Source organism: Streptomyces bluensis (assembly GCF_014650715.1).
In the GTDB taxonomy this organism is placed as follows: Bacteria; Actinomycetota; Actinomycetes; order Streptomycetales; family Streptomycetaceae; genus Streptomyces; species Streptomyces bluensis.
The window spans coordinates 37,279-50,971 of the sequence record NZ_BMVM01000020.1 but is presented as its reverse complement, the minus strand read 5'-3'; the positions used below and the strand labels follow the sequence as shown (position 1 = coordinate 50,971).

Below are 13,693 nucleotides of genomic sequence, written 5' to 3'. Positions count from 1 at the left end.
CCCTCCCTACCTTCGGGACTCATCACCCCTCAGCACCCCACATCACCCCCTCAGCACCCCCCTCAGTACGGACCTGAGCACCGGAGCCCCGTGGAGGCGTCATGACACCCCCGAACACAGCCCCCGCATCCAGTAAGGGAGGCCGCTGGATCGACCACTGGGATCCGGAGGACGAGGCCTTCTGGAACGAGACCGGTGAGAAGGTCGCCCGCCGCAACCTGCTCTTCTCCGTGCTGTCCGAGCACATCGGGTTCTCGATCTGGACCGTGTGGTCGGTGATGGTGCTCTTCATGGGCCCCGAGTACGGGCTCACCCCGGCCGACAAGTTCTTCATCGTGTCCATGGCCACGCTGGTCGGCGCCGTCGTGCGCGTCCCCTACACCTTCGCGGTCGCCCTCTTCGGCGGGCGGAACTGGACGATCGTCTCCGCGAGCCTGCTGCTCGTGCCGACCGTCGCCGCGTTCGTCGCGATGGAGCCGGGGACCTCGTTCACCACGTTCCTGGTGTGCGCCATGCTCGCCGGTATCGGCGGTGGCAACTTCGCCTCCAGCATGACCAACATCAACGCCTTCTTCCCGCTCCGCAAGAAGGGCTGGGCGCTCGGCCTCAACGCGGGCGGCGGCAACATCGGCGTGCCGGTCGTACAACTGGTCGGTCTCGCCGTGATCGGCGCCAGCGGTGGTCCGCGTGTGCTGCTCGGGATCTACATCCCCTTCATCGTCGTCGCCGCCGTCCTCGCCGCGGTGAAGATGGACAACATCGCGTCGCTGAAGAACGACACCGGTGCCGCCAAGGAGTCCGTCAAGGAAGCCCACACGTGGATCATGTCCTTCCTCTACATCGGCACCTTCGGCTCCTTCATCGGCTACAGCTTCGCCTTCGGCCTGGTCCTGCAGACCCAGTTCGGCCGTACGCCGCTCCAGGCGGCCTACGTCACCTTCATCGGCCCCCTGCTCGGCTCGCTGATCCGGCCCGTGGGCGGCGCGCTCGCCGACCGCTACGGCGGCGCGCGAATCACCCTGTGGAACTACGTCGCCATGGCCGCGGCCACCGGTGTCATCGTCATCGCGTCCATGCAGAAGTCGCTGCCGCTGTTCACCACCGCGTTCATCGCGCTCTTCGTACTCAGCGGACTCGGCAACGGCTCGACCTTCAAGATGATCCCGGGCATCTTCCAGGCCAAGGCCCTCGCCAAGGGCCTGTACGGCGAGGAGGCCGCCGCGTACGGGCGCCGGCTGTCCGGCGCCTCCATGGGCATCATCGGAGCGGTGGGCGCGCTCGGCGGCCTCGGCATCAACCTGGCCTTCCGCCAGTCCTTCCTCACCGTCGGCACCGGCACCGGCGCCTTCGTCTCCTTCCTCGCCTTCTACGGGGTCTGCTTCGTGGTCACCTGGGCCGTATACCTTCGCCGTCCGGCGGGGGCCCAGGCCGAGCCGGCGGTCTCGGCCGAGGCGAAGCCGCGGCTCAGCTACGCGGAGGTGTGACGTTCTCACGCGAAGACGGCATTGGTAACACCAACGACATGAACCCGAACCGAGTCTGTCACGCGCCGTTGACAGGCTCGTTCGGCACGCATGTGCTGCAACGACTCGACTGCGGGACGAGACATGGACGACGAACAGCAGCGACCACCAGACCACGGGCCCCTCGCCGGGTTCACCGTGGGCGTGACGGCCGCGCGACGGGCCGACGAGCTCGGGGCCCTGCTCCAGCGGCGCGGCGCGTCCGTTCTCCATGCGCCGGCGCTGCGCATCGTGCCGCTCGCCGACGACAGCGAGCTGCTCGCCGCGACCAAGGAACTGCTCGACCAGGCCCCGGACGTCGTCGTGGCCGCCACCGCCATCGGCTTCCGTGGCTGGATCGAGGCCGCCGACGGCTGGGGACTCGGCGAGGACCTGCTGGCCCGGCTGCGCGGGGTGGAGCTTCTCGCACGCGGGCCCAAGGTGAAGGGCGCGATCCGGGCCGCCGGGCTGACCGAGGAGTGGTCACCGTCCTCGGAGTCCATGGCCGAGGTGCTCGACCGGCTGCTGGAGGAGGGCGTCGAGGGCCGCCGTATCGCCGTACAGCTGCACGGGGAGCCGCTGCCGGGGTTCGTGGAGGCGTTGCGGGCCGGGGGAGCGGAGGTGGTGGGCGTGCCCGTCTACCGCTGGATGCCGCCGGAGGACATCGGTCCCGTCGACCGTCTGCTGGACGCGACGGTCGGCCGCGGCCTGGACGCGCTGACGTTCACCAGCGCCCCCGCGGCGGCGTCGCTGCTGTCGCGGGCGGAGGACCGGGGGCTGCTGCCCGAACTGCTCGCCGCGTTGAACCATGACGTGCTGCCCGCGTGTGTGGGGCCGGTCACCGCGCTGCCGTTGCAGGCGCGGGGCGTGGAGACGGTCCAGCCCGAGCGGTTCCGGCTGGGGCCGTTGGTGCAGGTGCTGTGCCAGGAACTGCCCGGTCGTGCTCGTGCGCTGCCTGTCGCCGGGCATCGCGTGGAGATCCGGGGGCACGCGGTGATGGTGGACGGGGTCCTGCGTCCCGTGCCGCCCGCCGGGATGTCGCTGCTGCGGGCCTTGTGCCGGCGGCCGGGCTGGGTCGTCGCCCGGGCGGAGCTGCTGCGTGCGCTGCCCGGGGCCGGGCGGGACGAGCACGCCGTGGAGACGGCCATGGCGCGGCTGCGGACGGCACTGGGCACCCCGAAGCTGATCCAGACCGTGGTCAAGCGCGGCTACCGGCTGGCCCTGGACCCGGCCACGGACTCGAAGTACGCGGACACCTGACGGTTCGCTCCGCGGGCCGGGCGGTCGGCGTCACTGTGGCTCGGGCGCGTGCCCGGCTTTCCCGCCGTGGTGGCTTGGGCGCCTCCGCGTTTGTTCGTGGGTCGGGGGCGCGCCGGGAGGTCTCCGTCCTCGGTCCGGCGGTGCTGTGGGGTGATGACGGTGCCCGGCGGCGGACGCCGGCCGCTGCGGGCGGACACCTCCCGGCACACCCCCTGCCGTGCGTACGCGGCTGCCGGTGCGTGAGGGTTGCAGTTCGTGGGGATGCCGGGCACGCCCCCGCTTTTCAGGGGCGCGGGGAACTGCGCGACCAGCCACGATGAACCCGCAGCCGCCCACCGACAACAACCCGGCAGACGAGAAGTACGGGCCCCTCGCGGGAGCGAATGTGCGGACGGGCGCCCCAGGGGGTACGAACCCCTCGCACGGCGTTCGGTTTCGCCGACTCCAAGGCGGTGACAGGCACATGGCATCGGGTACGGCCACAGCCTCGTACGAGCCGCGTTTCGACTGTGGACGGCTCTGCCTGGATCTCCTCGCGACCACACACCCGGAGGAGCAGCTGCACTCGGTGGAGCGACTGCGGGCATGGATCGCGGGGGCGGGCTGCGTACCACCAGGGACCCAGCTGGTGGGTGCCGACGTGTCCTGGCTCGTGGACTTCCGTGAACTGCGGGACCGCATAGGGCAGACGGTGCACCGGGAGCCGGGACCCGACCCGCGCTTCGTCGAGGTCGCGCTCGCCCGGATCAACGCGTTCGCGCGGGCGGCGACCCCCGCCCCCCGGGTCGTACGGACGGCGGACGGGACGCTCGTCAGGTCACTCGACGGCGCCCCCGGTCGCGCGGCGCTGCTCGCGGTGGTCGCCCGGGACGCCGTGGAGTTGCTCACCGACCCGGCGGCGTGCGCGAGCCTGCGGCAGTGCGCCGGGGACAACTGCCCCATCGTCTACGTCGACACGTCCCGTGGGCGGCGGCGCCGGTGGTGCTCCAGTGAGACGTGCGGCAACCGTGAACGGGTGGCCCGGCACCGGAGGCGGGCGGCCCTGGCCCGGGCGTAGGGCCTCGCCCGCCCCGGCCGGGGCCCATCGCCACGGCGTGGGGTTTGCCCCTGTTCGCCCCTTGCTGCCAACCCTTCTCACGCCTTGTCAACTTCCTTGTGACTCGTGTCAGTTGGGGCGCACCCGTGGCCCCGTGAAGAGCTAAACGTGTCGAGTTTCACAGCATGGATTCATCTCTTCACAATTCCCGCCAACTCGTACCGCGATTGCTCCGGAATTGGGGCTCTTGTTCCCCGGTCGCGTCCCAAGTCGCCCACCGATCAGGAAAGTTGTGGGCCCGCGTTGAACACAGTCCTGGTTACCTACGTAACTCGTGATGAGCGACCGACTGGGGGAACCCCCGGACACCGGAGGTAACCGTGCGCAAGGATTCCGCTGTGGCCGATGACCGCCCGCACAGGGCACGACATCGCGCGTCACAGCCCTCGGAGCCTGACGAGGAGCTGATGCGCGCGCTTTACCGCGAACACGCGGGACCGTTGCTCGCGTATGTTCTGCGCCTGGTCGCGGGCGACCGGCAGCGCGCCGAGGACGTCGTGCAGGAAACGCTCATCCGTGCCTGGAAGAACGCCGGTCAGCTCAATCGAGCGACCGGTTCGGTACGCCCCTGGCTGGTGACGGTCGCACGCCGCATCGTCATCGACGGCCACCGCAGCCGGCAGGCCCGGCCGCAGGAGGTCGACCCGTCGCCGCTGGAGGTCATACCCGCGGAGGACGAGATCGACAAGGCGTTGTGGCTGATGACACTCTCGGATGCGCTGGACGACCTGACCCCTGCTCACAGGGAGGTCCTGGTCGAGACGTACTTCAAAGGGCGTACGGTCAATGAGGCGGCCGAAACGCTCGGCATCCCCAGTGGAACGGTGCGCTCACGGGTGTTCTACGCCCTGCGGTCGATGAAGCTGGCTCTGGAGGAGCGCGGGGTGACGGCATGACGAATGTCTACGGGGGTTACGGAACCGGGGGCTCCGGCCCCGTTGGTGGAACCCCGCAGGGTGGACCCGGTGACATCCACGAAACCGTGGGCGCGTACGCCCTCGGAATCCTGGACGACGCCGAGGCGACCCAGTTCGAGGCACATCTCGCCACATGCGACTGGTGCGGCCAGCAGCTCGACGAACTGGCCGGAATGGAACCGATGCTGGCCGCGCTCGCGGACCTGCCCGGCGCGCAGGGAAGTCCCGGCATCGGAGAGTCGTTGGCGGCGAAGCCCAGCCCGCAACTCGCGGAACGGCTCGTCGGCGAGGTCGTGGAGCGCCGGGCCAAGAGGAGCCGGCGGAACTTCTTCGCGCTGGCGGCCGGTATCGCGGCGATCGTCGCCGGTCCCACCGCCGTCTTCGCGACCACGAGCGGCGACGACTCGTCCGTCGAGGCCGGCGGCGCGCACACCCGTAGTGCCAGCCCCGCCAAGGACGCCTTCGACAGCATCAGCGACAAGGTCACGGGTACCGACAAGGCCACCGACGTCAGCGCCACGATCGCCACGGAGCCCAAGGCATGGGGCACCCACGCGGTCCTGGAGCTGTCGAACGTCGAGGGGCCGGAGAAGTGCTCCCTGATCGCGGTCGGCAAGAACGGCGAGCGTGAGACGGCGACCACCTGGGCGGTCCCGCCACGGGGCTACGGCATCAAGAACGCCACGGACGCCGCGGCCAAGGAGCCGCTGTACACGCACGGCGGTCTGGCCATGGACAGGAACGAGATCGACTACTTCGAGGTCATGACCTTCGAGGGCAAGAAACTCGTCAAGGTCGACATGTAGGCCGGAAGGTAGGCCGGTGTGCGGGCAGGCGGGTACGCAGACCCGTACGCAGGCCGAGAAGTAGTCGACATGTGCAGGACGTGCGGGACTCCGAAGGGCACCGCCGCAGACCTCGTAGCGGTTCTGCGGCGGGCCTGTGAACACACCCCGGGCCGACACATGGCCTCCCGGGGCCCCTTCGCGTACGGTTGACGGCTGCCCAGCACGTCAGAAGGGGGCCCGGTGGCCGCTCAGGTTCAACAGGAAACCGCGCTCGGCTCGGTTCACGACTCCGTCCGTGAACGCGAGATCCGGGTCGAACAGGAACACCTGGACCGGGTGTACCGGCGCCTTGAGGAGAAGATCCACGAGGCGGAGTTCCTGATGAACGACGCGGCCAAGCGCGGCCAGGTCGGCACCCCCGGCGCGCTCGCCGAGCGGGACGCCCAGGTCTTCCGGGCCGGTGTCCACCTGAACCGGCTCCACAACGAGTACGAGGACTTCCTCTTCGGCCGGATCGACCTGCTCCTCGGCAAGGACGGCAAGAAGGGCCCGGACGGCGCCTACACGGCCGTGGAACCCGCCGAGGGCGCGGTGCGCGAGGACGGTACGGCCGACATCGCCGAAACCCTGCACATCGGGCGCATCGGAGTGCTGGACGAGGAGTACGCACCGCTGGTCATCGACTGGCGGGCGCCCGCGGCCGCTCCCTTCTACCGGTCCACCCCCGTCGACCCCGGACGCGTCGTACGGCGCCGCGTGATCCGTTCCAAGGGGCGCCGCGTGCTCGGTGTCGAGGACGACCTGATGCGGCCCGAGCTCAAGGCCCGCCTGGACGGGCACGAGCTGGCCGTGATCGGCGACGGTGCCCTGATGGCCGCGCTGGGGCAGGCCCGCACCCACACCATGCGGGACATCGTCTCCTCCATCCAGGCCGAACAGGACCTCGTCATCCGCGCGCCCGCCGCCTCGGTGACGTACGTCGAGGGCGGGCCGGGCACCGGGAAGACGGCCGTCGCGCTGCACCGGGCCGCGTACCTGCTGTACCAGGACCGGCGCCGGTACGCGGGCGGCATCCTGATCGTCTCGCCGACCCCGCTGCTCGTCGCCTACACGGAGGGCGTGCTGCCCTCGCTCGGCGAGGAGGGACAGGTCGCCATCCGCGCGATCGGGTCCCTGGTCGACGGTGCCGAGGCCGCGCTGTACGACGCGCCCTCCGTGGCCCGCGCCAAGGGCTCGTCCCGCATGCTGAAGGTGCTGCGGAGGGCGGCGCGGGGCGCGCTGGAGCTGAACGATCCGCCGGGTCGGCTGCGCGTGGTCGCCTTCGGGCGCCGGCTCGAACTGGAGGCCGACGAGCTGGAGGGGATCCGGCGCACCGCGCTCGGCGGGACCGCCCCCGTCAATCTGCTGCGCCCACGCGCCCGCCGACTGCTCCTGGACGCCCTGTGGGCACGGTCGGGAGCGGCGACCCGCCACACCGACCCCGAGCTCGCCGCCGAGCTGCGGTCCTCGTTCGACGAGGACATCACGGGCGAGGACGACTTCGTCGCGTTCCTCGACGCCTGGTGGCCCGAGCTGACGCCGCGCGGCGTGCTGGACGCCATGGCCGACGAGCGGCGACTGGGACGCTGGGCCCGCCGGATCCTCACCCCCGGCGAGGTGCGCCGCGTCGCCCGCTCGCTGAAGCGGGACGGGCTGTCGGTGCACGACGTCGCGATGCTGGACGAGCTTCAGTCCGTCCTCGGCCTGCCCGTCCGCCCGAAGAAGAAGCGCGAGCTCGACCCCCTCGACCAGCTCACCGGCCTCGACGAGCTCATGCCCGTACGCGAGGAGTCGCAGCGCGAGCGCGCCGAGCGCCTGGCCCAGGAGCGGACGGAGTACGCGCACGTCATCGTCGACGAGGCCCAGGACCTCACCCCCATGCAGTGGCGGATGGTGGGCCGACGGGGACGTCACGCCACCTGGACGGTCGTCGGCGATCCGGCCCAGTCGTCCTGGTCCGACCCCGACGAGGCGGCCGAGGCACGGGACGAGGCCCTGGGCACCCGCCCGCGCCGCCGCTTCACCCTCACCGTGAACTACCGCAACCCCGCCGAGATCGCCGAGCTGGCGTCCAGGGTGCTCGCGCTGGCGATGCCGGGCTCCGAGGCACCGTCCGCCGTCCGGTCGACCGGTGTCGAGCCGGGCTTCACCGTCGTACGCGAGTCACTCGCCCATACGGTCCGGGAGGAGGCCGCGCGGCTGCTGGACCGCGTCGACGGCACGGTGGGCGTCGTCGTCGCCATGAACCGGCGCGAGGAGGCGGCCCGCTGGCTCGCCGGCCTCGGCGACCGCGTCGTGGCACTCGGCAGCCTGGAGGCCAAGGGCCTGGAGTACGACGCCACGATCGTCGTCTCGCCCGCCGAGATCGCCGACGAGTCCCCGGCCGGACTGCGCGTGCTGTACGTGGCGCTCACCCGGGCGACCCAGCAGCTCACCGTGGTCTCGGGCGAGCGGGACGAACCCGACGCACACGGGGTACCGGATCTGCTGCGCGACTGAGGCGGGGCCACGGCGGGGCCGTGACGGGGCCGACAGGTGAACTCCTGCTACGGGAATGGCCTTGCGGGATCTGTTTGTTAGCCTTGGTGTGGCACCGGCTCGATCCAAGCCCCCGGGCCCAACCTTCGTCGCTTCGAGCGACCACTTGCCGCGAGGCGAGCATGGCGGGTCGGTGCCACTGAGCGTGAGAGAGGCCCACATCAGTCTGCTGATGTGGGCCTCTTCCGTTGCCCTGAACCGGCCTGATCCCGCTTGATCAACGAACAAAACGTTCGCAATCCGAGGGCGGCTACCACGTACTCCGTAGTAGGTGCGACGATCGGACGGCACTACCACGCTTCAATGGCACCACCCAGCTCCAGCTGAAAGCAGAGGAAGTCGGTCATGGCAACGGCGCCCAGCGTCTCCTACTCGATGACGGTCCGGCTGGAGGTGCCCGCGAGCGGAACCGCGGTCTCCCAGCTCACCACGGCCGTCGAGTCCCACGGAGGCTCGGTCACCGGCCTCGACGTCACCGCCTCCGGGCACGAGAAGCTCCGCATCGACGTCACCATCGCCGCCACCTCCACCGCGCACGCCGACGAGATCGTCGAGCAGCTCCGCGGCATCGAGGGTGTGACGCTCGGCAAGGTCTCCGACCGTACGTTCCTCATGCACCTCGGCGGCAAGATCGAGATGGCGTCGAAGCACCCCATCCGCAACCGTGACGACCTGTCCATGGTCTACACGCCGGGCGTGGCCCGCGTCTGCATGGCGATCGCCGAGAACCCCGAGGACGCGCGCCGTCTGACCATCAAGCGCAACTCCGTTGCGGTCGTGACGGACGGGTCCGCGGTGCTGGGCCTCGGCAACATCGGCCCGAAGGCCGCGCTGCCCGTCATGGAGGGCAAGGCGGCCCTGTTCAAGCGGTTCGCCGGTATCGACGCCTGGCCGATCTGCCTGGACACCCAGGACACCGACGCCATCGTCGAGATCGTCAAGGCGATCGCCCCCGGTTTCGCCGGCATCAACCTGGAGGACATCTCCGCGCCCCGCTGCTTCGAGATCGAGGCGCGGCTGCGTGAGGCCCTCGACATCCCCGTCTTCCACGACGACCAGCACGGCACCGCGATCGTCGTGCTCGCCGCCCTGAAGAACGCCCTGCGCGTCGCGGGCAAGTCGATCGGTGACATCCGGGTCGTCATGTCGGGCGCCGGTGCCGCCGGGACGGCCATCCTCAAGCTGCTCCTCGCGGCCGGAGTGAAGAACGCCGTCGTGGCCGACATCCATGGTGTCGTCCACAGCGACCGCGAAGACCTGGTGAACGCCGCCTCGGACTCGCCGCTGCGCTGGATCGCCGACAACACCAACCCCGAGAGCCTCACCGGCACCCTCAAGGAGGCCGTGCGCGGCGCCGACGTCTTCATCGGCGTCTCCGCCCCGAACGTGCTCGACGGCGACGACGTGGCCGCCATGGCCGAGGGCGCCATCGTGTTCGCGCTCGCGAACCCCGACCCCGAGGTGGACCCGGCGGTCGCCCGGCAGACGGCGGCGGTCGTGGCCACGGGCCGCTCCGACTTCCCCAACCAGATCAACAACGTGCTGGTCTTCCCGGGCGTCTTCCGCGGCCTGCTGGACGCGCAGTCCCGCACCGTCAACACGGACATGATGCTGGCCGCCGCGACCGCCCTCGCGGACGTCGTGACCGAGGACGAGCTCAACCCGAACTACATCATCCCGAGCGTCTTCAACGACAAGGTCGCCGGCGCGGTGGCCGGGGCGGTCCGGGACGCGGCGAAAGCGGCCGGGGCGACGGTCTGACCGGGCGCCGGGCAGGCCACGGAGCCGGCCACCGCGCCGGGCGCCGGGCCGGGCGCGACACGGCCACTGTGACAGTGGCCACGGCCCCGGCCCGCCCCGGCGCGTCGCGGACCACGGGGTGCGCGGTTCCCCTTTAGGGTGGCGGCTGGGCCCAGGCCTGTCGGGTCCTGCGGTTCGCAGCCAGGGGTGAACGGAGCGTCACCACGCCGATGCGGTGGCGCTTTTCGTGTGACTCCCAAGGGTGGTCGTGTGACTCCCACGGGTGCCGGATTGGCTTTCCCGCCGCAGGTGGAGGCAGGATGCCTCCCTGGGCGCGAGGGTCTGACGAGGGACCCGGGTGCGGGGACTCACCGAGGACCCTGGCAGCATCGGCTTCGGCCACCACGTGGCTCCGCCGCGTGGCACGCCTCAACGGCAAGAAAACACGGGAGTAACAACATGAACCGCAGTGAGCTGGTGGCCGCGCTGGCCGACCGCGCCGAGGTGACCCGCAAGGACGCCGACGCCGTGCTGGCCGCGTTCGCCGAGACCGTCGGCGAGATCGTCGCCAAGGGCGACGAGAAGGTCACCATCCCTGGCTTCCTGACCTTCGAGCGCACCCACCGTGCCGCTCGCACCGCGCGCAACCCGCAGACCGGCGACCCCATCCAGATCCCGGCCGGCTACAGCGTGAAGGTCTCCGCGGGCTCCAAGCTCAAGGAAGCCGCCAAGGGCAAGTGACCCTGCTCCTCGTACACCACGGGACGGCGTACGGGGCCCAGGAGCGCCAGGGGGCGGCCTCCCGACTCGGGAGGCCGCCCCATCGGCGTACACGGACGGTGGTCGCTAGCCGAGCGCCTTGCCCGGCAGTTCCACCTTCGCGCCCAGCTCCACGAGCTTCTCCATGAAGTTCTCGTAGCCGCGGTTGATCAGGTCGATGCCGTGGACGCGGGACGTGCCCTGGGCGGCGAGGGCCGCGATCAGGTACGAGAAGCCGCCGCGGAGGTCGGGGATGACCAGATCGGCGCCCTGGAGCTTCGTGGGGCCGGACACGACCGCGGAGTGCAGGAAGTTGCGCTGGCCGAAGCGGCAGTCGGAGCCGCCGAGGCACTCGCGGTACAGCTGGATGTGGGCGCCCATCTGGTTCAGCGCCGAGGTGAAGCCGAGCCGCGACTCGTAGACGGTCTCGTGGATGATCGACAGGCCCGTGGCCTGGGTGAGGGCGACGACCAGCGGCTGCTGCCAGTCGGTCTGGAAACCGGGGTGGACGTCCGTCTCCAGGGCGATGGACTTCAGCTGGCCCCCGGGGTGCCAGAAACGGATGCCGTCGTCGTCGATCTCGAAGGCGCCGCCGACCTTCCGGTAGGTGTTCAGGAAGGTCATCATCGAGCGCTGCTGGGCGCCGCGGACGTAGATGTCGCCCTCGGTCGCCAGCGCGGCCGACGCCCAGGAGGCGGCCTCCAGCCGGTCCGGGAGCGCCCGGTGCGTGTAGCCGCCGAGCTTGTCGACGCCCGTGATGCGGATCGTGCGGTCGGTGTCCATCGCGATGATGGCGCCCATCTTCTGCAGCACGCAGATGAGGTCCTCGATCTCCGGCTCTATGGCCGCGTTCGAGAGCTCCGTCACACCCTCCGCGAGGACGGCGGTCAGCAGCACCTGCTCCGTGGCACCGACGGACGGGTACGGCAGCTCGATCTTGGTACCGCGGAGCCGCCGCGGCGCCTCCAGGTACTGCCCGTCCGCCCGCTTCTCGATCTTCGCGCCGAACTGCCGCAGCACCTCGAAGTGGAAGTCGATGGGCCGGCCGCCGATGTCACAGCCGCCGAGGCCGGGGATGAACGCGTGGCCGAGGCGGTGCAGCAGCGGGCCGCAGAACAGGATCGGGATGCGCGACGAACCCGCGTGGGCGTCGATGTCCGCGACGTTCGCACTCTCGACGTGCGACGGGTCCATCACCAGTTCGCCCGGCTCCTCACCCGGACGGACCGTCACCCCGTGCAGCTGGAGCAGCCCGCGTACGACACGGACGTCGCGGATGTCGGGAACGTTGCGCAGCCGGCTCGGAGCGCTGCCGAGCAGCGCGGCGACCATGGCCTTCGGTACGAGGTTCTTCGCACCGCGGACCCGGATCTCGCCCTCCAGCGGGGTTCCGCCGTGAACAAGCAGTACGTCGTCAGAGCCGTTGACGGTCATGAATCTCGCGTTCCGTGGAGTCGGTCAGTTGTCTCGGCAGGCGATCGGCAGACCAGTGGTGCGGGAGCCGAAGCGGCATGAGCCGATGAGCAAGCGTAATGGCCGCCTACCCCCCTTCAGTAAGCCCAAGGGTGTCCGAGGGACGTCATAGGTTCGCCACAACACGAACCGTTCCGGGACGGGCACACCGCGTCACCGCCGAGGTTGCCGACGGCGGCGTGCGCGGGGGCCGCACCTCTGCGCCCTGAACTGCATGCCTGTCGGTGCGGGGATTGGCTCCCCGTACACGGGCAAGATGCGGGATCATGTCTGGCATGACCGAGGTGTCCTCGCTCACAGGGCGGTTGCTCGTGGCCACGCCCGCCCTGGCGGACCCGAACTTCGACCGCGCGGTGGTGCTCCTCCTCGACCACGACGAGGAGGGCTCGCTCGGCGTGGTCCTGAACCGGCCGACCCCGGTGGACGTCGGCGACATCCTGGAGGGCTGGGCGGACCTCGCGGGGGAGCCCGGCGTCGTCTTCCAGGGCGGACCGGTCTCGCTCGACTCGGCGCTCGGCGTCGCGGTGATCCCCGGCGGGACGTCCGCCGAGCGCGCCCCCCTCGGCTGGCGGCGCGTGCACGGCGCGATCGGCCTGGTCGACCTGGAGGCCCCGCCGGAACTGCTCGCCTCGGCGCTCGGCTCCCTGCGGATCTTCGCGGGCTACGCGGGCTGGGGGCCCGGCCAGCTGGAGGACGAACTGGTGGAAGGAGCCTGGTACGTCGTCGAGTCGGAGCCCGGAGACGTCGCCTCGCCCTCCCCGGAGAGACTCTGGCGCTCGGTCCTGCGCCGCCAGCGCAGCGAGCTGGCGATGGTCGCGACGTACCCGGACGACCCGTCGCTCAACTGATGTCTCCGCGCTTCAGTACCCTTGCGCTATGAGCACTCTTGAGCCCGAGCGCGGTACTGGTACGGGCACCCTCGTCGAGCCGACGCCACAGACGTCGCACGGCGACGGTGACCACGAGCGCTTCGCGCACTATGTCCAGAAGGACAAGATCATGGCGAGCGCCCTCGACGGCACGCCCGTCGTGGCCCTCTGCGGCAAGGTGTGGGTGCCGGGCCGCGACCCGAAGAAATATCCCGTGTGCCCGATGTGCAAGGAGATCTACGACTCCATGGGCGCGGGGGACGAAGGCGGCGACGACAAGTAGAGCCCGCGCCGCCCTCGCCCTGGGCGGGTGTCGGTGGCTCCGGGCGGACGGGACGGCCGTCGCGAGCATGGCCGCGGTGCCCCAGTGCGGGTACCGCGGTTCTGTCGTACCTGGGGCCCGGCTGGTCGCGGGGTTCTGAACCGGTTTCCCACCCGGTCCCTGTGGCCCAAGTGCCTTTGGCCATACGGTTATTGATCGCAACGTCTCTGCCCGCGCCCCGTGCGGCGAGTCGTCGCGCGGAATTCTCCCGCAGGTCACAGAGTGGTTGAGACCTCTTGTGGGCATGTTCGTGTACTCCCTAACCTCCGGGGTGTTGTACAGAGCGAAACCGTCATTGCGCATGTTGCAACGCTCCCCCGGAGGAAAAGCTCCATGAAGCTCGCTGCCAGAACGGGCCGCAGCGCCCGGACGTCTCGTACGGCTCGTACG

11 protein-coding genes are annotated in these 13,693 nt (G+C 70.5%); 10 read left to right on the top strand and 1 reads right to left on the bottom strand.

What is annotated here, in order from left to right:
* Positions 1 to 101: 101 nt before the first annotated feature.
* The 8 genes from IE262_RS33395 (at position 102) to IE262_RS33360 (ending at position 10,621) form a co-directional block, all read left to right on the top strand.
* Positions 102 to 1,484 (top strand): nitrate/nitrite transporter, encoded by a 1,383-nt coding sequence (locus IE262_RS33395; protein ID WP_189879003.1) that lies wholly within the window; start codon positions 102 to 104, stop codon positions 1,482 to 1,484.
* Between the two features lie 123 nt (positions 1,485 to 1,607).
* Positions 1,608 to 2,762: a uroporphyrinogen-III synthase gene (locus IE262_RS33390; protein WP_134035336.1), complete on the top strand. Its 1,155-nt coding sequence runs from the start codon at positions 1,608 to 1,610 to the stop codon at positions 2,760 to 2,762.
* A 463-nt stretch (positions 2,763 to 3,225) separates the two neighbouring features.
* Positions 3,226 to 3,819 (top strand): CGNR zinc finger domain-containing protein, encoded by a 594-nt coding sequence (locus tag IE262_RS33385; protein WP_134035339.1) that lies wholly within the window; start codon positions 3,226 to 3,228, stop codon positions 3,817 to 3,819.
* A gap of 359 nt (positions 3,820 to 4,178) precedes the next feature.
* Positions 4,179 to 4,754 carry a sigma-70 family RNA polymerase sigma factor gene (locus tag IE262_RS33380; protein ID WP_079049401.1) on the top strand — a complete coding sequence of 192 codons (576 nt, stop codon included), beginning with the start codon at positions 4,179 to 4,181 and terminating at the stop codon, positions 4,752 to 4,754.
* The gene (locus IE262_RS33375) at positions 4,751 to 5,581 is read left to right on the top strand and encodes an anti-sigma factor family protein (protein WP_189879001.1); all 831 of its coding nucleotides are present in this window, start codon (positions 4,751 to 4,753) and stop codon (positions 5,579 to 5,581) included. Before IE262_RS33380 ends, IE262_RS33375 begins: the two co-directional genes overlap by 4 nt.
* 222 nt (positions 5,582 to 5,803) lie before the next feature.
* Entirely contained in the window at positions 5,804 to 8,101 is a 2,298-nt protein-coding gene (locus tag IE262_RS33370) for a HelD family protein (protein ID WP_189878999.1), read from the top strand.
* A 384-nt stretch (positions 8,102 to 8,485) separates the two neighbouring features.
* Positions 8,486 to 9,901, top strand: a complete 1,416-nt coding sequence (locus IE262_RS33365) for an NAD-dependent malic enzyme (RefSeq protein ID WP_134035348.1) — start codon at positions 8,486 to 8,488, stop codon at positions 9,899 to 9,901.
* A 438-nt stretch (positions 9,902 to 10,339) separates the two neighbouring features.
* Complete coding sequence (locus tag IE262_RS33360; RefSeq protein ID WP_007382399.1) at positions 10,340 to 10,621, top strand: HU family DNA-binding protein; 282 nt, start codon at positions 10,340 to 10,342, stop codon at positions 10,619 to 10,621.
* Positions 10,622 to 10,726: 105 nt separating this feature from the next.
* On the opposite strand, the gene murA is transcribed toward IE262_RS33360, so the two are convergent.
* Entirely contained in the window at positions 10,727 to 12,073 is a 1,347-nt protein-coding gene (gene murA / locus IE262_RS33355) for a UDP-N-acetylglucosamine 1-carboxyvinyltransferase (protein WP_134035350.1), read from the bottom strand.
* 314 nt (positions 12,074 to 12,387) lie between these two features.
* On the opposite strand from murA, the gene IE262_RS33350 reads away from it, so the two are divergent.
* Complete coding sequence (locus tag IE262_RS33350; protein WP_189878997.1) at positions 12,388 to 12,960, top strand: YqgE/AlgH family protein; 573 nt, start codon at positions 12,388 to 12,390, stop codon at positions 12,958 to 12,960.
* A 28-nt stretch (positions 12,961 to 12,988) separates the two neighbouring features.
* The gene (locus IE262_RS33345; protein WP_134035357.1) at positions 12,989 to 13,264 is read left to right on the top strand and encodes a DUF3039 domain-containing protein; all 276 of its coding nucleotides are present in this window, start codon (positions 12,989 to 12,991) and stop codon (positions 13,262 to 13,264) included.
* The last annotated feature ends 429 nt before the right edge of the window (positions 13,265 to 13,693 follow it).

Excerpts from the sequence above, each read along its gene's own strand:
- IE262_RS33385 (WP_134035339.1), top strand. The coding sequence starts at position 3,226 with ATGGCATCGGGTACGGCCACAGCCTCGTACGAGCCGCGTTTCGACTGT.
- IE262_RS33390 (WP_134035336.1), top strand. The coding sequence starts at position 1,608 with ATGGACGACGAACAGCAGCGACCACCAGACCACGGGCCCCTCGCCGGG.
- IE262_RS33365 (WP_134035348.1), top strand. The coding sequence starts at position 8,486 with ATGGCAACGGCGCCCAGCGTCTCCTACTCGATGACGGTCCGGCTGGAG.
- IE262_RS33350 (WP_189878997.1), top strand. The coding sequence starts at position 12,388 with ATGACCGAGGTGTCCTCGCTCACAGGGCGGTTGCTCGTGGCCACGCCC.
- IE262_RS33395 (WP_189879003.1), top strand. The coding sequence starts at position 102 with ATGACACCCCCGAACACAGCCCCCGCATCCAGTAAGGGAGGCCGCTGG.
- IE262_RS33375 (WP_189879001.1), top strand. The coding sequence starts at position 4,751 with ATGACGAATGTCTACGGGGGTTACGGAACCGGGGGCTCCGGCCCCGTT.
- IE262_RS33345 (WP_134035357.1), top strand. The coding sequence starts at position 12,989 with ATGAGCACTCTTGAGCCCGAGCGCGGTACTGGTACGGGCACCCTCGTC.
- murA (WP_134035350.1), bottom strand. The coding sequence starts at position 12,073 with ATGACCGTCAACGGCTCTGACGACGTACTGCTTGTTCACGGCGGAACC.
- IE262_RS33360 (WP_007382399.1), top strand. The coding sequence starts at position 10,340 with ATGAACCGCAGTGAGCTGGTGGCCGCGCTGGCCGACCGCGCCGAGGTG.